Origin of the sequence: Chryseobacterium sp. C-71 (assembly GCF_020911865.1) — a bacterium.
Lineage (GTDB): Bacteria > Bacteroidota > Bacteroidia > Flavobacteriales > Weeksellaceae > Chryseobacterium.
This window is the reverse complement of the sequence record NZ_CP087131.1, coordinates 1,230,442-1,254,995: the sequence shown is the minus strand read 5'-3', so window position 1 is coordinate 1,254,995 and position 24,554 is coordinate 1,230,442. Positions and strand designations below refer to the sequence as shown.

Here is a 24,554-nt window from a genome sequence, read left to right as displayed (position 1 = left end):
TCGGGATAAGAATACAAAATAAATTTGCAATAAAAAGCAATAATTCGTATATTTAAGTATCTAACATTCAAATATTTAAACGAACTATTGCTTATGATTTTGAAAGACCAAATTACAAATATTTTTGTACAAGTTGATGATTTCTGTAAAGAATTTGATTTCCAAATCAAACACATGAAATTTCAGGCGCTCGGCGACCAAAAGAAGAGAAGAAACAGAAGATCTATGATGTCGGATTCTGAAATTATTACGATTATGATTGGTTTTCATCTGGGTGCACACAAAACATTTAAGCATTATTATCAGGAAATAGTTTGTGGTTATTGGAATAATTTGTTTCCCAAAGCCCTTTCCTACAATAGATTTATAGAACTTCAGCAAAGAAGCTTTGTGGTTTTTGCCTTATTTTTGAAAGAAAAATGTCTGGGTAAATGTACTGGAATCAGCTTTATGGACAGCACAACTTTAAAAGTTTGCAGAAACCAAAGGATTCACAATCACAAAGTTTTCAAAGGTTTGGCAGAGCGAGGAAAATCTTCGATGGGTTGGTTTTATGGGTTTAAACTGCATTTGGTTTGTAATGAAAAGGGAGAACTTTTATCCTTTTATATAACGAAAGGAAATATTGATGACAGAAACCCAAAGCATATCAAAAAAATGACGCAGCAGCTTTTTGGAAAACTATTTGCCGATAAAGGATATCTTTCCAAGGCTCTTTGGGAAATGCTTTTTGCTGATGGAATCCAGCTTTTTACTAAACTTCGTAAGAATATGAAGAATCATATTATGAAAATGGAAGACAAAATTTTGCTCCGAAAAAGAGCCATCATTGAAACGATCAATGATGAATTAAAGAACCATTGTCAAGTGGAACATACTCGCCACAGAAGTGTTAGTAATTTTATGATGAATATTTTGGGGAGCTTAACTGCTTATTGTTTCTTCCCCAAAAAACCATCATTAAACTTAAAAAAAGTAAATGATGGTCAATTGTTTTTAAATTTTGCTTAAACCGAACTCAGGTTAATTAAATAAACGATACGAAGCATTCATCAAAATGGATGCTTTTTTTATTCCTTTTTTGGATAAGAATCTTTAAATTTGGAACTTGAAAATTCTTTTAAAATGCAAAATTATTTAGACCTTCTAAAACATATCAAAGAAAACGGAATCGACAAAACCGACCGTACAGGAACGGGAACGAGAAGTGTTTTTGGATATCAGTTGAGATATGATTTGTCTAAAGGTTTTCCGATGGTAACAACCAAAAAGGTGCATTTAAAATCAATTATTTACGAATTACTTTGGTTTTTGAAAGGCGATACCAACGTACAATATCTGAATGACAACGGCGTTAGCATTTGGGACGAATGGGCTGATGAAAACGGAGATTTAGGTCCTGTTTACGGTGCTCAATGGAGAAGCTGGAACGGAGCGAATAATAAAGTGGTTGATCAGATTTCGGAAGTGATTGATCAGATCAAAAAAAATCCGGATTCCAGAAGATTGATTGTTTCTGCATGGAATGTTGCAGAAATTCCTAATATGGCTTTGGCACCTTGCCACGCACTCTTTCAGTTTTATGTAGCTGACGGTAAATTATCTTTACAGCTGTATCAGAGAAGTGCCGACGTGTTTTTGGGAGTTCCTTTTAATATTGCGAGTTATGCGCTTTTATTGATGATGGTTGCGCAGGTTTGTGACCTTGAAGTGGGAGATTATGTGCACAGCTTCGGGGACGTTCATATTTACAACAATCATTTTGAGCAGGTTGACAGACAGCTTTCAAGAGAGCCAAAACAACTTCCTACTATGAAATTGAATCCTGAAATTAAAGATATTTTCGATTTTAATTTTGAAGATTTTACTTTAGAAAACTACGATCCGCATCCAGGAATTAAAGCTCCGGTGGCGATTTAATATTTAGTAATAATTTCATTAACTTTGATTTAAATCAGGAATTATGGAAATAAAAATCAGTTTAGACGAATACGCAGATGTTCCTTTCATCAAAAAACTTTTATCACAAATAAAAGGTATTACGAGTTTTGAGGTTTCTGAGAATGACAAAATTGATTCTTGGAAAGAGATTGAAAATTCTGATGAATTTATAAAATTGATTGAAAAAAGTCGTAATGAGATCAAAAATGGAGAATGTAAAGACTATTCGGAAGAATTGATTGATTCCATTTTTAAAAAGTAATGAAAGTTATATTTTCAAATACTGCGATTGAAGGTCTTAAAAATATTATTGATTTTTTAAATAAAAATTGGACTCAAAAGGAACTGAAGACATTTAATAAAGACTTAGAAAAATTGGTTGAGTCATTTTAATGATCAATTAATTTCATATCAGACTATAGATTCAGATAGTCAATTAAGATTTGCATTATTGGGAAAGAAGCAAGTTAAGGTATATTTTGATGTGAAAAAAGATTGTGTAGAAATTTTGTTATTTCTTCCTTCAAAAGGCAATCCTGAAAATATTCAGAAACTATTTTTAAAATAAATAAAATATAAAAAGTGAAGCCAAAAAACTTCACTTTTTTTGTAACTAATATTCATAAAATACTACTTATTTATTATGGAATCGGCATCATTGGTTTAGATTCGCAAATGTTGATGAAGATTAGGCGATAACATATAGCCTTAAAAAAAACAATAAAATCTACATATGAAATCAATTAAAATTAGCTTGGAACAAAATGTTGATGCCGAGAATTTAAAACAAATTCTTTTGCAGATAAAAGGAGTAGCTTCAATTGAGATCATCGATGAAGAAAATCCTGAAAGCGAGCTGAAAAAAGCTTTTGCCAAGACTAAAGAACAGCTCAAAAAAGGAGATTACGAAACTTTAGTCAACGATATTTTCGAAATCATTACAAAAAATAATATAAAAAAATAAAGGAAGAAATGAAGAAAATCATTTTATCTGTTGCAATATTGGGAGCTTTGTTTTCCGGAAATGTATCTGCACAAACTGAAACTTCAGGCAGAGAAAAAGTATACAGAGCAACATCTGCAAAAGTAACGGAGCTTAAGCATACCAAACTTAAAGTCAATTTTGATTATCAGAAAGAGCAGATGAATGGGGAAGAATGGTTAACGGCTTCGCCTTACTTTTATGCGACCAACGAATTGATTCTGGATGCAAAAGGCATGCTGATTCATGAAGTTGCGTTGGATGTCAATGGAAAAAAATCTCCTTTAAAATTTGATTATAAAAATGATGTTTTAAAGATTACATTAGACAAAACTTACCAGAAAAATCAAGATTATACGGTTTATATCAAATATACAGCTCGTCCGAATGAAGTGAAGCAGGAAGGAAGCATGGCAATCAGCGATGCAAAAGGTCTTTATTTTATCAATGCTCAAGGTCAGGATCCTGATAAACCCACTCAAATCTGGACGCAAGGAGAAACTGAATCTTCTTCAGCTTGGTTTCCGACGATCGATAAATCAATCCAAAAAACAACTCAGGAAATCTACATGACGGTTCCTGATAAATATGTAACGCTGTCAAATGGTATTCTTAAAGATTCTCAAAAAGAATCAAATGGTTTAAGAACCGATCATTGGGTAATGGATAAAAGGCACTCAACCTACCTTTTCTTCATGGGAGTGGGTGAATATGCCGTGGTAAAAGACAAGTGGAAAAATATTGCGGTTGACTATTACATCGAGAAAGAATACGAGCCGTACGCAAAACAGATTTACGGAAACACACCAGAAATGATTGAGTTTTTCTCTAAAAAATTGGGTTACGATTATCCGTGGTCAAAATATGCACAGATTTCCGGTAGAGATTACGTAAGTGGTGCAATGGAAAATACCACAGCAACGTTACACGGAAGTGATATTTTACAAAAACCAGGACAGTTAATCGATGAGAATAAATGGGAAGATACGATTGCTCACGAATTATTCCACCATTGGTTCGGGGATTTGGTGACGGCAGAAAGCTGGAGTAATTTAACCGTAAACGAATCTTTTGCCAACTACTCAGAATATCTTTGGAACGAGTACAAATACGGAAAAGATCAGGCAGATTATCATCAGATGGAAGATGTGAATCATTACATTCACAATCCTTCAGATTTCAAAAAAGATCTGGTGAGATTTGATTATGCTTCTCGTGAAGATGTTTTCGATTTGGTAACGTATCAGAAAGGTGGCGGAATTCTTCACATGCTGAGAAATTATTTAGGAGATGAAGCATTTTTTGCCGGAATGAATGATTATTTGAAAACCTATGAATACAAAAATGCCGAAGCTCACCAACTGAGATTATCTTTCGAAAAAGTTTCAGGAAAAGATTTAAACTGGTTCTTCAATCAATGGTATTTTGGAAGCGGGCATCCAAAATTGAATTACTCTTACACTTTTGAGCCGGTAAAAAAACAAGTGACTGTAGTTGTCAATCAGTCTCAGGAATTGCCTTTCGAGTTTCCTTTGACCATCGATGTTTACGATAACGGAAAACCAAAAAGACAACAGGTTTGGGTTAATGCAACGGCAAAAAATACATTCAGTTTTGATGTCTCAAAAAATCCTGATTTGGTCAACATTAATGCAGACGGAATATTGGTTGCAGACGTTACTGAAACTAAAACACCCGAGCAGAATCTGATGCAGTTTACAGGTTCGAAAGAATTTAAAAGCAGATACAATGCTTTAACGGCTATCAAAGATCAGGTAGGAAAAAGCCCTGCAGCAACTAAATTATTGTCTGCGGCGTTAAAAGATCCTTATTTCAGAGTAAGACAGAAAGCTTTGGAATTAATGGACTTATCAAACGCTGAACAACTAAAAGCTTTAGGAGCAGATGTTGAAAGATTAGCTTCAAATGATCCTAAAACTTTAGTTCAGGGAGCCGCAATTGCAGCTTTGGCAAAGACAAAAGATAAAAAATACCTTCCGATTTTTGAAAAAGGTGTCAATGCCGTTTCAAATTCTGTAAGAGGAAATTCTGTTGCAGCAGCTTTAGATGTTGATCCTTCCAAGGCAAATACTTTGGCTGATAAAATCGATTTGAACGGAGCTTCAGAAGATTTGTTAAGTAAAATGCTTCCTGTTATTGTTAAAAATAAAGTGACCTCACAAATGTCGAATATTGCTTCATTGGTTGCTTTCTATCCTTTTATTAAATTCCAGAATCCTGAATTGGGCAAGTCTGCCGAAGAAGGATACAACTGGATCATGACTTCCGATAATTTAAAAGCTACGGAAAGCATTACCAAAATTCTTGGTCAGGCAAAAGGTCAGATGGGAGAAAATCCTCAGGTGAAAATGATGATTTCTCAAATGTTAAAAGATGGTTTGACGAAGAAAATGGAACTTCTGAAACAAAATCCTCAAAAAGGTTCAAGCATCAATCCACAGATTGACGCAATTAATAAAGCAATTGAAAATTTCAAATAGTAAATCAATATATATTTTTCTAAGCATCTCCTTATTGGAGGTGCTTTTTTATTTAAAACTTGTTTATAATTCCTGATTTTAAGAATTGAAAGACTTTGTGTTCTCTGCTCAGTGGAACGCCTTTGCCTCAATTTATAAATTGATTATTTGAATCGGCGAAACTTCGTTTTGTGAAATTAAAAACTGTTAATAGTCAAAAAAATCTCAGCGAACTTTGCATTAAAAATAATTTTCGGACAAACACAAAGTAATAAAACTTTAATAATTCCTCAAAAATTTAGACGATAATGAAGTTTTTTTTGCAACATCTTTTATAAATTCGTGTTAAAATTAAACGATTATGGGTTTTGGAATTGAGGCAGCAAGTTATTATGTGCCTTCTTTGTATTTGGAAATTAAAGATTTAGCAGAAAAAAGAGGAATCGAACCGGCAAAATTGGAGAAAGGTTTGGGTTTACACAAAATGGGATTTCCGGATGTTCATGAAGATGCTGCAACTTTTGCAGCAGAAGCTTTGTTAAAATTAATCAAAGATTATCAAATCAATCCAAAAGAAATTTCCCGTATTTATTTAGGTACAGAAAGTGCAATCGATGCCGCAAAACCTACCGCTTCCTACTCAATGCAGATGGTAGAAAAGGTTCTGGAAGAAGAATTCGGAGAAAGATGTTTCAAAAACTGTGATGTTGTAGATATGACTTTTGCGTGTATTGGCGCCGTAGATGCGCTTCACAATTCATTAGATTTTGTAAGAGTAAATACTGATAAAAAAGCAGTAGTCATTGCAAGCGATTATGCAAAATACGAGTTGGCTTCTTCCGGTGAATATACGCAAGGTGGAGGAGCAGTTTCTTTGCTAATTTCTGCCAAACCTGATTTAATTGAGATAGAAAACAACTGGGGAATTGCTACCGAAAGTGTTTTTGATTTTTTCAAACCAAGAAGACATTTCAAAAAAGAAGATTTAATCAATGCTCCCGAAAACTTTCCCGATAAAATTGAAGTCTTCACCGACGAACCAGTTTTTGACGGGCAATATTCCAACCAATGTTATCAGGATAGAATCAGAGAAGCGTATGAACATTATAAAGTAGTTTCAAGAAAAGAAAAGCCTTACGAAAACTGGAAATATTTGATTTTCCATCTTCCATACGCATTCCACGGGAAAAGAGTTTTTACTGAAATTTACAGCTTAGAAAACGGACTATCCTATTCAAATCCTGACGAACAAAAGGCGGTTGCGAAATCTGAGGAGTATTTAAAATTTATTAGTGAGAAAATTGAAAAAACGCAGAGTGCATCATCAGAAATTGGTAATATGTACACGGCATCTATTTTCATGGCTTTACTTTCAGGTTTACAGACTTCTTTTAATGAAAATGAAGAATTAACCGGACAGGAAATCGGGTTTTTGGGTTACGGAAGCGGCTCTAAATCAAAAGTTTTTGCCGGTAAAGTTTCTGAAAACTGGAAAAGTGTCGTTGAAAAATGGAATTTATTTGAAAATCTTAATGGACGGCTAGCCATCGATTTTGATACCTATGAAAAACTTCACAGAAAACAATTGGAACATTCTGTAAATCCTGATTATGACGGATTTGGTTTAGAATCTGTAGAATTGGAAAATCCTCTGTTGAAAGGAGCGAGGTATTATACTTATAAAGGTTAAAAATCTTGGAAAGCATCTCGGTTGAGGTGCTTTTTGTAATTTTAAACAACCAACAACCAACAACCAACAACTAAAAACTAATTGATTTATTCTGATAACTCTTCGGCGTCACCCCAACCAACTGCTTAAAAACTCTGGTAAAGTAATTCGTATCTGAAAAACCAGTCTGAAAAGCAGTTTCCTTGATGCTGTTGTTTAAAGCTAAAAGTTCTTTCGCTTTATTAATGCGCTCCTGAAGAATAAAATCATTAGGCGAAGTTCCCAGCTCGTCTTTGAACATTTTGAAAAAATTAGATTTGCTCACATAAGCCAGTTTCGCAATGCTGTCGATAGAAAGTTTCTGATGAATATTATTTTTGATATAATCTACTACAAAACCAATTCTTGATTTATTTTTAGCCAAATTTTTCTCAACCATACTTCTTGCCTGTGTTTGCATAAGTCTTATCAATAGTTCTTTCAAAGCGAAATCAGCCATGATGTCTTTTTGAGAATTATCATCCATGGCGATTCTCATAATGTTATTGGTGGCTGAAGCCAATGATTTGTTATTAAATAAAAAATATTCGTCAAGCTGTAGATTCCATGATGAGGTTTCATCTACTTTGGCGAAATTATAGTTCAGATGATTCAGAGAGTTTTCGATAAATTCAGGATTTAAACTTAAAGAAATACATTGTGAAGGCGTTTCATCAGCATCAGGAAAATCAATCACCATTGTTTCTCCGGGCGCAACCAAAACACTTTCTCCGGGTAAATAATCGCAATAATTGGTTTTGTTTTCTAGCTTCATGTATTTTCTACCTTGAAGCATTGCCGTGAAAGCAATCGTGTCAAAATGCAGTTTAACATCAAAAGCTGCTTTGTGGGTTTCATAAATGCTGAATTCACAATTGTTAAGATTAAATTTAGTCTGATTTTCAACTAAGTTGATAAGCTGATTTTCCTTCTTTAATTCAGGAGTATTCAATAAAAACTTATGATTGTTCATTTCTAAATTTATTTAAGTTGCGACTTCTACCAAATATAGAAATTATATGATTAAAAACATGTTAATGAAATGATAAAGTCTGCCTTCTACACTATTGTGAAGTTTTTTTGTAGGATTTTGCTATATGTTTAATTGTAGTCGACGTAATTTGGTTGAAGATAAAATCAAAACAATACGAATATGAGCACAGCAACAGAACAAAAATCAGACACGGTATTACAGTGGCCTGAATTCAAAAAACAATACGATAACTTCATCAACGGTGAATTTACTGCACCCGTAAATGGCAAATATTTCGATGTCATTTCTCCTGTTGACGGAAAAGTTTTTACACAGGCAGCACATTCTTCAAAAGAAGATTTAGAGCTGGCAGTCAATGCGGCAGAAAAAGCATTCCAAACCTGGAAAGACACTTCATCAACCGAAAGAAGCGTTATTTTAAATAAAATAGCCGACAGAATCGAGCAGAATTTAGAATATCTTGCCATTGTAGAAACCATCGATAATGGTAAAGCCGTAAGAGAAACTTTAGCTGCAGATTTACCTTTGGCAGTGGATCATTTCAGGTATTTTGCTTCGGTTATCAGAGCAGAGGAAGGTTCGCATAATGAATTGGATAAAGACACGGTTTCATTAATCGTTCACGAACCGCTTGGTGTCATCGCACAAATCATTCCATGGAATTTCCCAATCTTGATGGCTGTCTGGAAGTTAGCTCCGGCATTGGCAGCAGGAAACTGTGTTGTCTTAAAACCGGCAGAAAGTACGCCAATTTCAATTCTTATATTGGTCGATTTAATTAAAGACTTACTTCCGGCTGGAGTTGTGAATATCGTCAACGGTTTCGGAGCTGAATTGGGAAGAGCTTTAGTAACCAATCCGAAAGTGAACAAAGCTGCGTTCACAGGTTCTACGGCGACAGGTCGTTTGGTTATGCAGTATGCAACAGAAAATATTATTCCGGTGACTTTAGAATTGGGTGGGAAATCTCCAAACGTTTTCTTCAGTTCAGTGATGGATGCTGATGATGAATTTTTAGATAAAGCTATTGAAGGTGCGGTTCTTTTTGCCTTAAATCAGGGTGAAATCTGTACTTGTCCGTCAAGATTATTGGTTCAGGAAGATATTGCAGATGCGTTTATCGCAAAAGTAATCGAAAGAGTGAAAGCCATTAAAGTAGGAAATCCTTTAGATAAAACCGTAATGATGGGAGCTCAGGCTTCTAAGATTCAGAAAGACAAAATTCTTTCTTACATCAAATTAGGGAAAGAAGAAGGGGCAGAAGTTCTTGTAGGGGGTGATGTTAACAATGTTGGAGAAGGCTTAGAAGAAGGATATTACATTCAGCCGACAATTTTCAAAGGAAATAACAGAATGAGAATTTTTCAGGAAGAGATTTTCGGACCGGTTTTAGCCTTCACTACTTTTAAGGATGAAGCAGAAGCTTTAGAAATCGCAAACGATACGATTTACGGACTTGGAGCGGGAGTTTGGACGAGAGACGCGCATCAGTTATACAATGTTCCGCGTCACATTGAAGCAGGTAGAGTTTGGGTAAATCAATATCACTCATATCCTGCAGGAGCACCTTTCGGAGGTTACAAGCAGTCAGGAATCGGTAGAGAAAACCACAAAATGATGCTCGATCATTACCGTCAAACTAAAAACATGTTGATTTCTTACAACAAAAACAAATTAGGTTTCTTTTAATTTTTAAATATTACGGGCGTGTCCGTTTGCCTCGTTATGCAACGAGGCAAGACGGTCAGGCTATCCAGGGCTACACTACGTTTCGGTGCTTCGCACCGGCGAGTTCCTCGCCGCCCTTCCTATCCCTCACGCAAAAGCAGTGTGTAAAAACACATCTCTATATTTGGTTTAAGTACAGCCTGACAATGCTTGTCTTGTCAGGCTTTTTTTAACTTTATAAAATATATTAACTTACTCAAAAGTTTCACAAACCAAATGTTGTTTCAAAGACATCAAAAGTGACCTAGGAAATGGAGGCGTTAAGAAAATAAGCTGTATGAACGTTGAAAAAATTCTTCTGTTCGAAGCGCAACACAAATTTTCAACAGAAGAAAAAATTAAGCCCTCGCGCAAGTTTAGAATTTTTAGTGAATTGAATTAATTTTCAGCGAAAGAGTCCAAGTCTTGTCCCGAAACTTCGGGATTGGTTCTTTTGCTTCAAGGCAAAAGAAGAATAAAAAAATCATTATGGAAACAAAAAAAATATCAAGACTCTCAGTAACAGAAAAAGCCCTCGAGCTCATTTGGGAACTTGAAAAAAAGCACGGCGAACTGATGTTTTACCAAGCCGGAGGATGTTGTGAAGGCACACAACCCCAATGTTTCGAAAAAGGCGGTTACTTTCCGAGAATGAATGATGCGATGATCGGAACCATCAACGGTCACGAATTCTGGATCGATCGTGACCTTTTTGAATATTGGCAGTACTCACATTTCACCTTAGATGTTCTGGAAGGCTTCGGCCCAGGCGGATTTTCTTTGGAAACACCTTTAGGAAAAACATTTAAAGTACATTACAAACTATTTACAGCGGAAGAATTAAAGAATTTAGAAGAGGTGAAACGAAGCGAGTAAACCGTTTATTTTCCCACAGATGACACAGATCTTCACAGACTAGGAATAAATATTATAAATCTGCTTAATCATTAAAATCTGCGAGAGAATGATAGCAAAATTATAAAAAATCTGTGCGATCCGTGGAGATAGTTCTCGCTGATCAAGCAGATTTTTAATGATTCAATGATTGTTATTTATTATCATTCGTGTAAATAATTCATGAAATTCGTGTTTAAAGAAACTCAGACCTTCACAAACCGATTCACAAACATTGCCGCCACAATATCTCCCACAGCATTCAAAACAGTAGCCAAAGGATCAACCAAAGTTCCGATAATAATCACTGCAGGAATTGCTTCCTGTGGCAATTGATATACAGAAATCATCAGCATTTCTCCGATATATCCGCCATTCGGAATTCCACCAGCTACGATGCTGACGAACACAGTAATTCCCAACGCCAATAAAAGATTTGAAGGTTCAAAAAAATCTCTTCCAATAATCTGAAAAGCAACGTAGATTTTAATGATAGAAGACATCGACGAACCGTTTTTATGAAGCGTCGTTCCAATCGGAATCACTAAATTCGCAATTGAACTGGGAATTCCAATCTTTGATGCTGCTAATAAGTTTGTAGGCATTGTTGCAAAACTGCTGCAGGTACTCAATGCTGTTAATGTCGGAAGAATAGCATTTTTCCAGAAACTTTTGATTCCGGTCTGTCCGTTTGCCATAAATGCATAGAGGGTGAAAAATACGAAGAAATAAATAATTCCTGCGATGTAATACAGTCCTAAAGGTTTAGCATAAAATCCGAAAAGCTGAGGTCCTAAGGTCGCTACCTGATATGCAAAATAGGCTCCCAGACCGATCGGTGCAATTTTCATAATCATTAAAAGCAATTCCTTCATTACTTCATATCCTGATGCTATGAAAACTCTGAAAGGCTTTCCGTTTTCTCCCGATTTTCTTGTGGCAAAGCCTGTCATGAAAGCGAAAATCAATAATGCAAGCATATTTTTCCGTGAAAAGAGCTCGGTGAATTCTCCTACCGTGAAGAAACTGACAATTTTGTTACCCCAGTTTTCTTCTTTTGTCGCTTCAGCAATGATTTCTGAGCTTCCCGAAATAGATGAGACCGGAAATAAATATACCGCTCCGATTGTAAACACAGCAGCCGTTAAAATGAAAAAAAGAAAAGTAAATGACATGACCATAATGATTTTGCCAAACTTAGATTCCTGTTCTAGCGAAGCAATAGAATTGGCAACAGCAAAAAATACCAATGGGACTACACTTACGAAAAGCAGATTCAGGAAAATATCTCCCAAAGGTTTTATGTACTCAACGATTTGTGGAGCTACAATTCCGATAATACTTCCGACAGTGATTCCTAGAAGGAGAAAAAGAATTCCCGAATAGTTTTTTAAGACCTCGTTCATGCCATGATTTTTATCAAAGATAGATTTATTTTTAACAATTTCTAAGATGTTTGTTTGCCTTAATTGTTCTAAATTTGAGTAAACATTCGTTTCTATGGCTTATATAGATTATTACAAAATTTTAGGCGTAGACAAAAGCGCAACGCAGGACGATATCAAAAAAGCGTATCGAAAGCAGGCAAGAAAACTGCATCCAGACCTTAACCCCAACGACAAAGAAGCTGAGCGAAAATTCAAAGAACTGAATGAAGCCAATGAAGTCCTAAGCAATCCAGAAAATCGTTCAAAATACGATAAATACGGTGAGAATTGGAAACATGGTGAACAGTACGAACAAGCTCAACAACAGCAGCAAAGACAATATCAAAGCCAAGGCGGAAATTACGGAGGTGGTTTTTCGGGTGCTGATTTTGGAGAGGGTGAAGATTTTTCAGACTTTTTCCAAAGTATGTTTGGTGGTGAAGGAGGCGGATTCGGCAGAAGCTCGCGCGGAAGTGCTTCGGGAAAATTCAAAGGACAGGATGTTCAGGCAGAATTGAATTTAAGCTTAAAAGAAGCTGCAAAAACACATCAACAGACTTTCGATATTAATGGGAAAAAGGTAAGAATTACCATTCCTGCGGGAGTTTCTGATGGTCAAAAAATCAAACTCAAAGGTCACGGGAATCCTGGCTTCAATGGCGGACCTGCCGGAGATTTATACATTACATTTAATATTACTCCAGATCCGAATTTTGAAAGGGTAGGAGATGATTTAAAATCAAAAATCAGCATTGATCTGTACACCGCAGTTTTAGGCGGAGATGTAAAAGTGGAGACTTTAGAGGGTAACGTGAATCTCAAAGTAAAACCAGAAACTCAAAGCGGAACAACGGTGAGATTGAAAGGAAAAGGTTTTCCGGTCTATAAAAAAGATGGTGAATTTGGTGATTTGTTTGTGACCTATGACGTGAAATTGCCCACAAATCTTACGGAAAAACAGAAAGAACTTTTTGAACAACTTAAAAATTCTTAAATCATGAGCGAAAGAATATCACGGGAAGAACTCGTAAAAATATACAATGTTGAAATTACTTTTTTTGATGAATTGGTTGATTATGGTTTGTTGAGAGTAGAAACTGAAGATAACATTCGGTATCTGATTTATGAAGATCTTCATGTTTTTGAAAAGTTTACCAATTGGCACTATGACCTTGAAATTAACCTGCCTGGTTTGGAGGTAATTCATGATATGCTCAGTAAAATGGAAGATTTAAAGAGAAAAAATCGCGAATTGATGAATAAACTTTCAGCAATTAGTGAGAGATATGAGGATATTTAATTTAGTTTTGTAAACTAAAACACGCATTATATGGCTAGAATCAACGACGATAAAATCATCAACTTAAAAATCAATAAAAAAGATTTTGAAGATATTTATCTCAACGGAAATCAGGGAAGTTTGTTTTTGTCGCCTACAGTAAAAGGAAAACTCATCACTACCATCGTAGTTGCAGTGATTTTGTTGATATTGTTTTACTTTAAAGACGATTTGAGCAAAGAAAAATTCGGGATTTTATACTTTGTAAGTTTTCTTTTTCTGCTTTGTGCGGTCTATTTATCTTTAGCCATCAACAAGGTTTCAAAATGGAAAAAAGAAGTCGTGAAGTATCTGAAAACACTTGAGAATACTGAGATTTATCAGATTCAGTTTAATGCTAAAGTTTTTAAAGTAAATCTTAATGACAATAAAGAAACCAGTCTTTGGACAGAATTTACAGCTGCCGAAATCAGCGATAAATTTATCGGTTTAGAAGGAAAATTCAATTATATGTTTCCGAAAAAATCAATGTCTGAGGCAGATTTTGAATTGCTGAAAGAAGCTGTTCAAAAAAATGTTTTAAAATAAAAAAATCAGAGCCAACGCTCTGATTTTTGCTTTTATAAGGAGTGTCGATTAATCTAACCAACCCATTTCTTTCATCCACTCGTCGTTGTAGATTTTCCCTACATATCTTGAGCCGTGATCATGAAGTAACACAACTATCACATCGTCTTTCGTAAACTGATCTTTCATCTGAACCAAAGCTGCCATTGCACTTCCCGCAGAATATCCACAGAAAATTCCTTCTTCTTTTGCCAATTTTCTTGCGTAGATCGCTCCGTCTTTATCGGTCACTTTTTCGAAATGATCGATGACAGACATATCGTAATTTTCAGGAAGAATATCTTCACCAATACCTTCTGTAATGTAGGTATAAGCGTTTTCTAATTTAATTTCACCCGTTTCGTGAATTTCCTTTAAGATTGAACCGTAAGTATCAACTCCAAGTATTTTAATGTCTTTATTTTTCTCTTTAAAGAACATTCCACAACCTGTAATTGTTCCACCTGTTCCGGCTCCCACTAAAAAATGAGTCAGTTTTCCGTCAGTTTGTTCCCAGATTTCAGGTGCAGTAGACTCGTAATGAGCTGCTCTGTTTGATAAATTATCATATTGGTTGACGTACCATCCGTTTTCCGTTTCTTTAGCCAATCTCTTAGAAACTGAGTAATAAGAACGAGGATCTGTAGGTTTTACGTCTGTCGGACAAACGATAACTTCAGCTCCAACAGCACGAAGAATGTCACATTTCTCCTTAGATTGTTTTGCGTTGGTCACAAAAATACATTTGTAGCCTTTGATAATGGCTGCAAGAGCCAATCCCATTCCTGTATTTCCTGAAGTTCCTTCGATGATGGTTCCACCTGGTTTTAATCTTCCGTCTTTTTCGGCATCTTCAATCATTTTCAGAGCCATTCTGTCTTTTACAGAATTTCCTGGGTTGAAGGTTTCTACTTTTGCCAACACCAATGCCGGGAAATCTTCTCCCAACACTTTATTAATTTTCACAAGAGGTGTATTTCCTATGGTTTCGAGAATATTTTCTGCGTATTTCATACTTGTTTTTTTTCTGCGGGGCAAAGATACGGCTTTCAAATGAGTTAAAAAGAAGAGATGCTATTAAATGAATTTCAAGGTTGAGTTTGTTTTTTTAGAAGCTAAGTTCCTGCTTGTAGTTTATACTGAGCGAAGTCGAAGTGCTATATCTTTTGTTCTGCCTTGCTTCACAGTGAGTCTTCAGGAGTTGAATCTGGTCTAAGTAGCTATTGACTGACCTTTGTGTACTCACGTTTTAAACCACCCCGTCAAAAATTCTAAAAGAATTTTCGCCACCCCTCCAGAGGAGGGGAATTCTTCGTTACTTATATTTGTAATGATATAGGATGTGAAGCAATTTACAAATGCATTAAAAACATTTAATCAAAATAAATGTCAGATTTTACGTTCTGCTTGTAAAATTCAAATTCAAATTCAAATTCACATTTAAAATTTATCTTTTAGCTATATTTAATAGACTTCACCGGAGAAATTTTACTGATCAGATAGCTTGGGATAATCAATGCTAATCCAGAAATAAATAATATACCGGCAGAGATTGAAAGTATAATAAGAGGATTTAAATCTACAGGAACAACGCTGACATAATAGTCTTTCGGGTCTAATTTAATAATTCCGAAAAACTTTTGAATTAATAGAAGTCCAAGACCAATAGCATTTCCAAAAAGCAATCCTGGAACCATAATGATGAGTGTGTAATTGATAAAAGTAGCTCTTATCTGACCATTCGTAGCCCCTAAAGTTTTAAGTAAACCAATAGAATTTGTTCTTTCAATAATCAAAATAAGCAGAACCATAATGATATTAATAATCACAACCGTTAGCATAATGGTAATAATGATCCCAATGTTGGTGTCAAAAAGACCTATCCAATCATTGATCTGAGGAAATTTATCAGTTGCCTTTTCTGCATAGTTTTTATAGCCAATTACTTTATCAATCTCTATCGAATCTTTGTCAATGTCATTTATATTTTTAAAGAAAATATCAATTCCGCCAATATCTTCAGGCGTCATATCCTGAATTTTTCTCACATGATTCACATCGCCAATCACAAACTGATCGTCAATCATTTTGATGTCGGTTTTGTAGATTCCAACTACCTGAAATTTTCTGTAGATCTGCTTTTGATCTTCCTTTGCAAATACCGTTACAATACTGTCGTTGAGTTTCAGATGCAGATCATTGGCTATCTTTTCCGAAATAGTAATACCGTTGTTGTAGCCTTCTTCTGTAATCTTTGGAGTTTTACCTGCAATCAGAAATTTTTTAAATCTTAAGCTGTCAAAATCTTTTCCTACACCTTTAAAGATAATTCCTGCAAAACTATGCTCGTTACGCATAATTCCTGTTACCATAGCGTATTTTTGCACGCTTTCAACATCCGGGATTTCTTTCAGTTTAGCAATATTTAAACCTTGCTTGTCAAGAATTGAAGTATTGTAAGATGAATTTGAGCGGGTTGATTTTACAGTAATATGTCCGCTGAAATCTGCCAGTCTCTCTTTAATGGCTTTTTTTGAACCAAAACCTGTGGAAACGGTAATCAAAGAAACAATGATTCCCAGAGCAACAGAAAGTCTGCCGATGAAGATGATCACCCGTGATAGGTTATTTTTGTTATCTTTGGAAAACGCTATTTTTCTAGAGAAATATAAAGGAAATTTCAAGCTTATGAATTTAGATTTCAAAATTAAAACTTTAGTTCTTATTTGCCTAATTTTTTTAGGAGTAATCAACCCATATTATTCTCAGTCTCAAGATCAGGAATGTTTCAAAACCGGTGCAGACCGACCGGAACTTTATTTGCCTTTACTGAAAGATAAAACCATCGGAATTGTAACCAACCAAACCGGTTTGATGAAAGACAAAACCCATGTCGTCGATTTTCTCGTGAAAAACGGAATTAAAATTAAAACAATTTTTGCTCCCGAACACGGTTTCAGAGGTGATGCAGATGCAGGAGAAAAAGTGAAAAATGGGGTAGATGTTAAAACAGGAATTCCTATTATATCTCTTTACGGAGCTAATAAAAAACCAAAACCGGAGCAATTAAAAGGTTTAGATATTGTTTTGTTTGATATTCAGGATGTTGGAGTTCGATTTTATACCTATATTTCTACTTTAACCTATTTAATGGAAGCCGGAGCAGAAAATAATGTCGAAATTCTGGTTTTAGACAGACCAAATCCTCATGACGGATATATTGACGGACCGGTTTTAAAAAAGAAATGGGAAAGTTTTGTCGGAATGCATGAAGTTCCTGTAGTTTACGGCTTAACGATCGGTGAATACGGAAAAATGGTGAACGGAGAAAAATGGCTGAAGAATGGGGTGCAGGCAAAATACACTTTGATTCCGATGCAGAAGTATCATAAAAAACAGCGTTATGCCATTTTAGATAAGCCATCTCCCAATTTGCCCAATGATAAATCGATTAATCTCTATCCGAGTTTATGTTTTTTTGAAGGAACTCAGGTTTCTGTGGGAAGAGGAACAGATAAACCTTTTCAAATATATGGTTCACCGTGGACGAAAAATTTACCTTACCAATTCACTCCAAAACCGAATTTCGGAGCGAAAGATCCATTTTTAAACGGGAAATTGTGTTACGGAGAAAATCTTTCAAATTATTCTCAGGATTTGAGAAGTCTGAATTTAGAATGGCTGCTCAAAGCATATCAAAATTATAAAAATCCTCAGCAGGATTTCTTTTTGAAGAATCTTTTCTTCGATACATTAGCAGGAAGCGATGAATTAAGAAAACAAATCGTTGCCGGAAAATCTGAATCTGAAATCAAGTTGTCTTGGAAAGCCGATCTTGAAAAATTTTCAAAAATCAGAAGTAAATATGTGATTTATGAAGAATAAAAAAAATGTCAACTGCTAAACTTACAGTTGACATTTTTTTATGTTTTTTCTCAATCAAAATTCTGCGGTGGGTTTTTATCATCTTTCCCTTTATTTAAAATAAAAAGTCCGATAGATAGACCAATAACTCCTGCAAAAGCGGTCATGAGTGCACGCTGCAATTTATCTGCTTCCTGATTTCCCAAATAATTCATCAAAAATAGAATTGCAAAAGTAATAACCGATATGATAATGTGGTTTCTTCCGAATAATTTCATATCACTTTAATTTATAAGATATCATTACCCCTCCTCTGTATGGGAGGATTTCGCCACTCCGATTATTTCCTTCTGCAACATCGTATCTTTTTCCTGTTTCACGATCGTAGCCTTTGTAAAAATCCTGGGATGTACCTACCGTTCCATAAATATCCATGTTTAATCTGTCTGATAATCTGAATTGGTAACCGGCTGTAATTCCAAATAAAACAGAATATCCTTTTTGATATAAATTTGACTTTGTAAAAACTTCACCATTATCATTGATGTAATCACCATCACCCCAATAATTCCATTTTTGCAAAACAAAAGACGATGCAGCAACATTTGCTCCTACATACCATCCATTGAATGCTTCTTTAAAATAATACCTCCCTTCCGCAGAAACCGAGTAGTATTGTAACTCATGCCCTGCAAAAGATTTCCAAGGAGAGATAATAACATCACCTTGTAATGTGTATTTTGAGTTGAGTTGATATTCAAGGCCGGCATTTACAATTCCCACAGGGATAAACAAAGCGTTTGCTTTTATGCGCAGACCATTTTCTTTTTCAGAAACTTGTTCCTGAGCTGTCATTTTGCTCACAGAGGCTAATGCCAGGGCTGTTATGAAAATTTTGTACTTCAAAACCTTTTTTATTTGATTTTACTTAATAACTCTGTTGCTAAATTGGCATCTTTTCCAGATTGCAAAGCCATGTTTTTTGATAATTCAGCGAAGTTTTTTGCTAAGTCTCTGCTTCCTAAATTGTAATATATTTTTGCTAAAATATAGGTGTTTTCCGGAGTTTCACCACGCATGACCGATTTCTCCGCCCATTCTGCTGCTTTCTTTAACGAAGATTGTGTTTTGATATTGTCTGAAAAAATCCAGGCTGCTTTTAAAAGTTCGTTGGGTTCAAAAGAATCTGCGTTTTTATAATATTCTAACGCTGCTTTTTCGTATTCCGGGAAATTGGCATTTTGTTCGTAATACGCTAATTTGGTTTGATTTAATTTTAAAATCGCCACTTCTTTCCCAACTAACGGTTCAGCAGTTTTTAAAAAATAATCGTCGTTGATTTTTTTAGCTTTTTCGTCAATCGATTCTTGTACTACTTTGGCTAAAACCAATTGATTATTAAATTCGTTATAGTTTTCTTCAGGTAAAAATTTGATGATGTCTGCTTTTTGAGAAACAAATGTTTTGTAGTTGAGATCTTCTGTTGATTTTAAGAAATATAAAAGAAGACCAACATCGTCTTTCGTAAACTCGTCTGTTTTTTTTCTGTTGGAGAAGTATCTTTCAGAAGCTTGTTTTGCAAATTCGTAGTCAGCACTCGAATTTAGCTTCATAATGTTGATGAGAAAATCTTTGTCTTTTTCACCATTTGCAAACCGTTCTTTCAGCGAACCTTTTTTATTATTTGGAGAATTGATATCCTGAGCCATTGCTAAGAAAATACCTTCTTCCATATATCCATAGTTTTGTGAAACCAATTCGCCGTCACCATTCAAAAACAAATAAGTAGGATAGGAGCGAACGCCAAATTTCTGCGCAACCTCTCTTCCTTCACCTTTTTCCATGTCAATTCTCGCATTGACAAAATTTTTATTATAAAAATCGCCTACAGATTTTTTGGTAAAAACATTTTTTTCCATCATCTTACAAGGGCCACACCAGGCAGCATATGCATCAATAAAAACAAGCTTGTTTTCTTTCTTAGCTTTTGCTACAAGATCTTTAAAAGGAAGATCCTGAAACTGAATTTCGTCCTGAGCAAAACCAAATATGGTGATAAAAATAAATAATCCGGAGATAATATTTTTCATTTTCAAATAAAAATTTTTAATAAGCGAAGATACTTAATTTTGACTGATAAGAATTGTTAAAAATATGTAAAAGTGTAAAAGCAATTTTGCATTTTCCATGTAATTGCTGATAAAAAAATCCCTTTCTAAGTGAAAGGGATTTGAGTTAGTATTTGTTGTGCTTAATTTTTAATGACTTTTTTTATTAGTATTCCTTTTTCTGTATTTACTTTAAATAAAAATACTCCTGAAGAATTACTGTGGATCGTAAGCTTTGTACTTTGATTGTTGATGCCGATTTGTTTCTGAATAATTCTTCCCTGTATATCATAGACTTCAATAGAGGAAATTTTAGAATCTGCATTAATATTTACCTCTCCATTTGTCGGGATCGGGAATATTGCAATTGAATTATCAATCTTAGCTTCTACTGTCTGCAGTACACTGCCACTTTCAATTGTAGTAATGGCATCGTTGGTAACAATTGGGAAATTATAATCGAAATAAATATTAGCTTTATTATTGACATTGTCTCCTGATGCTAATGTATTCTTAGATAACATTTTCATCAGAATATTTCCGTGACCTCCGTTTCCTAAATTGGCATATTCCATGATAAACTCTACTTTATTATCTTTCACTCTGGTATAAACCTGATGAGAGGCATTTTGTAGCTGAAGAGTGGAAATATCAAAATCGTTGGGATCAATATCCATTTCAACAACAATATTGGTTGCAGGAGCTGTACCGGTGTTTTCAAAATTAACAATATAGTGAAGGTATTTTCCTACCATAGATTGTGGAATAGAATTTCCTTCTATACAAACAATGTCATTAGGATCAAAAGAGTTTACTACTGTTTGTTTATAACTGAAACTATTATCTTCAGGCTTAAAGTCTCCTGCAAGAGGATTTACGACAGCTGAAAAATTTAAAATATCTCCTGAGTTCACCGGATTTGTTGGATGAGTGGGAGTATTTATTTTAAAAATAATTTCTGAAGCTGTATTAGCATATGGTTTTAGATTAGAAAAATTGAATGTTATCTGATTTCCGACAATTGATGCATATGGTAATACAGAAGACATGAAAGTCATCTTTGAGCTGTCAAAGGTAAGAGTTACATTTCCTGAAAGGGTAGTGTTACCTTTGTTTCTCCACATCAGCTTGTATTTTGCATCAAAACCGGGTGTTGCATTCGTTTCGGGAGCGATCACAACTTCCAGATCATTGGCGTTCCCATTTTTTGTTACGCAGATATTTTGAGTGAAAATATTATTATTGTTATTTGGGAAACTTGTCGTAAAAGTAAAAGGTGTTACAGTGAAAAGTGTCGGATTCTCAGGTTCTGCGGTCACAGTAAAGGTTCCAGCCGGAGTATAAAAATCGTACTTGCCGTTGTTTTTCACAAAAGTTTCTCCTGTTGAAGTTCCGTCATTAATTTTCAATTTCATGTGTTCGAAAAATTCGTCATTGGTAGCTATATTATAATTTTTCAGATGAAGAAAAGCCTGTTCTTTATTTCCCTTTTTATCAGAAATTTCAGAAAGCAGTTTTTCACAGTTCATAACAGCTTCGGGTAAATCGAGATCTCTGGAAATTTTCAGACTTTTATTAACAAAATCAGAAGATCGGTTAAGATCATTTTCATTAAAATAAATTCTTGCTAAAAATAAATAGGTATTTGATAATCCAAATTGATTCTCAGTGCTTTTACATATTTCTTCTGCTTTTAGCAAGTAATTTTTTGCAGTTTTAAGATCTTTTTTAACGACATAATACTGAGAAATATTATTGTATAATTCTCCCATGCCCCTTCCATTCGGACTTTTCTGAAATTCTTTTAAGCTTTCATCAAAAAACTGTTTGGCTTTTACCAGATTATTTTCAGTCAAATAGATCAAACCTATATTAGAGCATGAGACGGCAAGATTGGGATCTTTTATTTCTTTTTGAATCTTATAAGCTTTAAGGTAATAATTCAATGCCTTTATGTCATCATCAATTGAATCATAGATCACTCCGATATTATTGTAGATTTTTGAAAGTTGGACTTTATTATCAATACTTTCATAAAGCTTCATTGCTTTAAAATCATTTTCCAGAGCTTTTGCATAATTATTCTGTTCAGAATAAACAATTCCTTTGCTTCCGAATACTTTTGCCAGAGCTTCCTTGATTATTTTGTCATTTTGGTCTAGTCCAGAAAGTATTTTTTCGGATAGATTAAAATATTTAAGGGCATCATTATAATTTCCAAGAATAATATAAGATGTTCCCAAATTCTGAAGCGCTTTTGCTTCCTCTTTTTTATTATGTATTTTTTTTGCGTTTACCAGTGCTTTATGAGCATACTTTTGCATGGCATCAGGATCAGAATTCTTGTAGGCATCAGAAATTGTATTCAGAAGCTCTGTTTTTAGAGAAACATCTGTGGTCTGATATAAAGCATGAATCAGAGAATCTACACCGGTATTTTGTGCATGGATAAGAAATAGTGATAGTGTGAAAATAAGGACGTAAACTTTTTTCATCATTTGTGTTAAATTGAGAGCAAATTTAATTAAAATATGAAAAAATAAAAGAATGAATGAGGAAACTATCTTTTTGAATTAGAATTTGATCTTCAAATTTTTTAACATAATAAAAATGCTTCTAATTACATGAACGATTTTGAAAAATAATTTTGTTAAAAGTGTGGTATATTGTATTTTTGAAGATTCCTCTAACTCCTCTAAAAAACGATATGAAGAAATTTTATTATCTATTTCTAATTTTCTTTTCTCTGCATTTATTTTTTGCACAAAATCTCAAGTTAGAAGCGACCATCGACAGCAATATTATAGCTGCTACATCTGTAGATGATTTAAAAGAAAGAGAAAAACGTTTACTTGATTTGAAAACAGAATCTGAGAAGCTGAAATATAATGATGGAATTTTAGAAAGTGGTGATGATTTGATGCTTTTGTATATTGATCAGAGCAGATATAATGAGATGATATCTCTTGGCAGACAACTGATAGAATTTGGAAAAGACAAAAGAGATAAGCACGGTTTTATTTCCAATATATACCGTAAAATGGGCTTAGCATTAGGATACATCGGGCTGGATGACGAAAGTATGAATCACTATGACGAAGCAATAAAGCGTACTAGAGATATTGTGGACAGTGACAAGCGTAATTACATTCTTTCATTGTGTTACGTCAACAAAATAACCTACTTTAACAATAAAAGATATGAAAATAAGAACCTCAGAGATTCAATTTTGGTTAATCTTAGCAAAAGTAACAGGGCATTATTTAAAATAAAAAACAACAGCAAGACAATATCTGCTGATCTGAAATATGACTCATTTATTTTAAATAATATAAGATTAGGTATTTTCTATCTGGAGCAACCAGAAGTAAAAGGAAGCTTGCAATTAGCCGAACAATATCTTATGGAGGCTCTTGCAGTGTATGAAAGTGGTATATATAGAACAAAAGAGTTTACTAACGTCATGTTGCTCAATCAGATCAGCTGGCTCTATATGGAAAAGAAAGAACCTCAGAAATCAATCGATTTCGCCAACCGTGCTCTGGAACTCGAAAAGAAATACAGAGATCCTTATCACAGGGTGGAGTCTTATGAATTTCTGGCAAACGGATATATGGAAAAAGGAGATAAGGAAAAATCTAAATTCTTTATGGATAAATATTCTTTTCTAAAAGATAGTCTCGCTATTGTAGATAAGAATAATGCGGACACCACTGTAAAAAAAATAGTAAAAGAAGTAGATGAAGAGCATGAAGAAAATTCAAAGCTACAACTTATTATAACTGCGATACTCATAGGAATCGCTTCAATAGTGACTGCAATACTTTGGAGACGCAGAAACCGCCAGATGCTTAAAAACTACGAACTGCTGAAAAGAAAAATGGAAAATAGTGAAAAACTTTTTCAAAATTTAAACTCTAAATCTGGAAATAGCAGTAAGAGCACTGATGAAAATATTCTGATATCCATTAAAAACAGAATCAACCCTGAAACGGAGGTGAGAATCCTAAATGACCTTGAAGTTTTTGAGAAATCTGAAGCCTACCTTACCAAGGATTTTACCACAACAGTGTTGGCTAGTCAGCTAAATACCAATCCGAAGTATCTTTCTGAAGTAATAAAAAACAACAAAGCACAGAATTTTAGCGATTATATTAACACACTGAAAATTAATTATATCGTCACCAAGCTTTATCATGAGCCCAAATACAGAGATTACAAAATAAGCTATCTTGCAGAAGTCTGTGGTTATGCATCTGCTCAGGTATTTACCATAGCTTTTAAAAAAGTAAATGGGGTAACACCCTCGTATTTTCTTCAAAAACTAAAGGAAGAAAGTACTTTCTACTAAGATTTTTAATACGAATTTTCTTTTGACCCATTAATTAGCTTCTTTATTGCGTTCTTCATATGTGCGCATTAGGAAGATCACTTTATTTTTAACCAAAATTAAGGTTGAATAATCATATCCATATCGTAGAGTCACTTTGTTGTGTCATAAAATTGAATTATTAAAACTCAAATAGAAATTTAAAGCAGAGCTAAAATTTATTTTAAATTAGTT

General features: G+C 34.4%; 22 protein-coding genes. 14 read left to right on the top strand and 8 right to left on the bottom strand.

Annotation, left to right across the window (positions count from 1 at the left end; all coding sequences use genetic code 11):
* Window positions 1–93 precede the first annotated feature (93 nt).
* The 7 genes from LNP04_RS05670 (at window position 94) to LNP04_RS05645 (ending at window position 7,093) form a co-directional block, all read left to right on the top strand.
* The gene (locus tag LNP04_RS05670; protein ID WP_407928602.1) at window positions 94–1,011 is read left to right on the top strand and encodes an IS982 family transposase; all 918 of its coding nucleotides are present in this window, start codon (window positions 94–96) and stop codon (window positions 1,009–1,011) included.
* A 114-nt stretch (window positions 1,012–1,125) separates the two neighbouring features.
* The gene (locus LNP04_RS05665; RefSeq protein ID WP_229985586.1) at window positions 1,126–1,920 is read left to right on the top strand and encodes a thymidylate synthase; all 795 of its coding nucleotides are present in this window, start codon (window positions 1,126–1,128) and stop codon (window positions 1,918–1,920) included.
* Between the two features lie 43 nt (window positions 1,921–1,963).
* Entirely contained in the window at window positions 1,964–2,203 is a 240-nt protein-coding gene (locus tag LNP04_RS05660) for a hypothetical protein (protein ID WP_229985585.1), read from the top strand.
* Window positions 2,203–2,334 (top strand): hypothetical protein, encoded by a 132-nt coding sequence (locus LNP04_RS19480; RefSeq protein ID WP_262907451.1) that lies wholly within the window; start codon window positions 2,203–2,205, stop codon window positions 2,332–2,334. The genes LNP04_RS05660 and LNP04_RS19480 overlap by 1 nt, the downstream gene beginning before the upstream one ends.
* A 340-nt stretch (window positions 2,335–2,674) precedes the next feature.
* Window positions 2,675–2,905: a hypothetical protein gene (locus LNP04_RS05655; protein WP_229985584.1), complete on the top strand. Its 231-nt coding sequence runs from the start codon at window positions 2,675–2,677 to the stop codon at window positions 2,903–2,905.
* Window positions 2,906–2,913: 8 nt separating this feature from the next.
* Window positions 2,914–5,424 carry a M1 family metallopeptidase gene (locus LNP04_RS05650; protein WP_229985583.1) on the top strand — a complete coding sequence of 837 codons (2,511 nt, stop codon included), beginning with the start codon at window positions 2,914–2,916 and terminating at the stop codon, window positions 5,422–5,424.
* A 340-nt stretch (window positions 5,425–5,764) separates the two neighbouring features.
* The gene (locus tag LNP04_RS05645) at window positions 5,765–7,093 is read left to right on the top strand and encodes a hydroxymethylglutaryl-CoA synthase family protein (RefSeq protein ID WP_229985582.1); all 1,329 of its coding nucleotides are present in this window, start codon (window positions 5,765–5,767) and stop codon (window positions 7,091–7,093) included.
* A gap of 70 nt (window positions 7,094–7,163) precedes the next feature.
* On the opposite strand, the gene LNP04_RS05640 is transcribed toward LNP04_RS05645, so the two are convergent.
* Window positions 7,164–8,084, bottom strand: a complete 921-nt coding sequence (locus LNP04_RS05640; RefSeq protein ID WP_229985581.1) for a helix-turn-helix domain-containing protein — start codon at window positions 8,082–8,084, stop codon at window positions 7,164–7,166.
* Window positions 8,085–8,264: 180 nt separating this feature from the next.
* Between LNP04_RS05640 and LNP04_RS05635 the strand changes: the two genes are divergently transcribed.
* Window positions 8,265–9,794, top strand: a complete 1,530-nt coding sequence (locus LNP04_RS05635) for an aldehyde dehydrogenase family protein (protein WP_229985580.1) — start codon at window positions 8,265–8,267, stop codon at window positions 9,792–9,794.
* Between the two features lie 507 nt (window positions 9,795–10,301).
* Window positions 10,302–10,688 (top strand): DUF779 domain-containing protein, encoded by a 387-nt coding sequence (locus LNP04_RS05630; RefSeq protein ID WP_229985579.1) that lies wholly within the window; start codon window positions 10,302–10,304, stop codon window positions 10,686–10,688.
* Between the two features lie 224 nt (window positions 10,689–10,912).
* On the opposite strand, the gene LNP04_RS05625 is transcribed toward LNP04_RS05630, so the two are convergent.
* Window positions 10,913–12,112, bottom strand: a complete 1,200-nt coding sequence (locus tag LNP04_RS05625) for a dicarboxylate/amino acid:cation symporter (protein WP_229985578.1) — start codon at window positions 12,110–12,112, stop codon at window positions 10,913–10,915.
* Window positions 12,113–12,206: 94 nt separating this feature from the next.
* On the opposite strand from LNP04_RS05625, the gene LNP04_RS05620 reads away from it, so the two are divergent.
* The 3 genes from LNP04_RS05620 to LNP04_RS05610 are packed head-to-tail and all read left to right on the top strand — an operon-like array spanning window position 12,207 to window position 14,000.
* Window positions 12,207–13,127 (top strand): DnaJ C-terminal domain-containing protein, encoded by a 921-nt coding sequence (locus tag LNP04_RS05620; RefSeq protein ID WP_229985577.1) that lies wholly within the window; start codon window positions 12,207–12,209, stop codon window positions 13,125–13,127.
* A gap of 3 nt (window positions 13,128–13,130) precedes the next feature.
* Entirely contained in the window at window positions 13,131–13,433 is a 303-nt protein-coding gene (locus LNP04_RS05615; protein ID WP_129534551.1) for a chaperone modulator CbpM, read from the top strand.
* A 30-nt stretch (window positions 13,434–13,463) separates the two neighbouring features.
* A complete protein-coding gene (locus LNP04_RS05610) occupies window positions 13,464–14,000 on the top strand; it encodes a hypothetical protein (protein ID WP_229985576.1) in 537 nt (178 codons plus the stop codon).
* A gap of 48 nt (window positions 14,001–14,048) precedes the next feature.
* On the opposite strand, the gene LNP04_RS05605 is transcribed toward LNP04_RS05610, so the two are convergent.
* Both LNP04_RS05605 and LNP04_RS05600 read right to left on the bottom strand, forming a co-directional pair.
* Window positions 14,049–15,032: a PLP-dependent cysteine synthase family protein gene (locus LNP04_RS05605; protein WP_129534550.1), complete on the bottom strand. Its 984-nt coding sequence runs from the start codon at window positions 15,030–15,032 to the stop codon at window positions 14,049–14,051.
* A gap of 440 nt (window positions 15,033–15,472) precedes the next feature.
* A complete protein-coding gene (locus tag LNP04_RS05600) occupies window positions 15,473–16,702 on the bottom strand; it encodes an FtsX-like permease family protein (RefSeq protein WP_229985575.1) in 1,230 nt (409 codons plus the stop codon).
* Between the two features lie 4 nt (window positions 16,703–16,706).
* Between LNP04_RS05600 and LNP04_RS05595 the strand changes: the two genes are divergently transcribed.
* Window positions 16,707–17,903, top strand: coding sequence for an exo-beta-N-acetylmuramidase NamZ domain-containing protein (locus LNP04_RS05595; RefSeq protein ID WP_229985574.1), 1,197 nt, complete (start codon window positions 16,707–16,709; stop codon window positions 17,901–17,903).
* A 50-nt stretch (window positions 17,904–17,953) separates the two neighbouring features.
* Here LNP04_RS05595 and LNP04_RS05590 read toward each other — a convergent pair whose 3' ends face one another.
* The 4 genes from LNP04_RS05590 to LNP04_RS05575 all read right to left on the bottom strand — a co-directional run bounded on the left by LNP04_RS05590 (window position 17,954) and on the right by LNP04_RS05575 (window position 22,488).
* On the bottom strand, window positions 17,954–18,160 hold the full coding sequence (locus LNP04_RS05590; RefSeq protein WP_229985573.1) for a hypothetical protein: 207 nt from the start codon (window positions 18,158–18,160) through the stop codon (window positions 17,954–17,956).
* Between the two features lies 1 nt (window position 18,161).
* Window positions 18,162–18,788, bottom strand: a complete 627-nt coding sequence (locus LNP04_RS05585) for a DUF3575 domain-containing protein (RefSeq protein ID WP_229985572.1) — start codon at window positions 18,786–18,788, stop codon at window positions 18,162–18,164.
* Between the two features lie 8 nt (window positions 18,789–18,796).
* Window positions 18,797–19,972: a thioredoxin fold domain-containing protein gene (locus LNP04_RS05580; RefSeq protein WP_229985571.1), complete on the bottom strand. Its 1,176-nt coding sequence runs from the start codon at window positions 19,970–19,972 to the stop codon at window positions 18,797–18,799.
* Window positions 19,973–20,133: 161 nt separating this feature from the next.
* The gene (locus tag LNP04_RS05575; RefSeq protein WP_229985570.1) at window positions 20,134–22,488 is read right to left on the bottom strand and encodes a T9SS type A sorting domain-containing protein; all 2,355 of its coding nucleotides are present in this window, start codon (window positions 22,486–22,488) and stop codon (window positions 20,134–20,136) included.
* A gap of 209 nt (window positions 22,489–22,697) precedes the next feature.
* On the opposite strand from LNP04_RS05575, the gene LNP04_RS05570 reads away from it, so the two are divergent.
* The gene (locus LNP04_RS05570; protein WP_229985569.1) at window positions 22,698–24,341 is read left to right on the top strand and encodes an AraC family transcriptional regulator; all 1,644 of its coding nucleotides are present in this window, start codon (window positions 22,698–22,700) and stop codon (window positions 24,339–24,341) included.
* The last annotated feature ends 213 nt before the right edge of the window (window positions 24,342–24,554 follow it).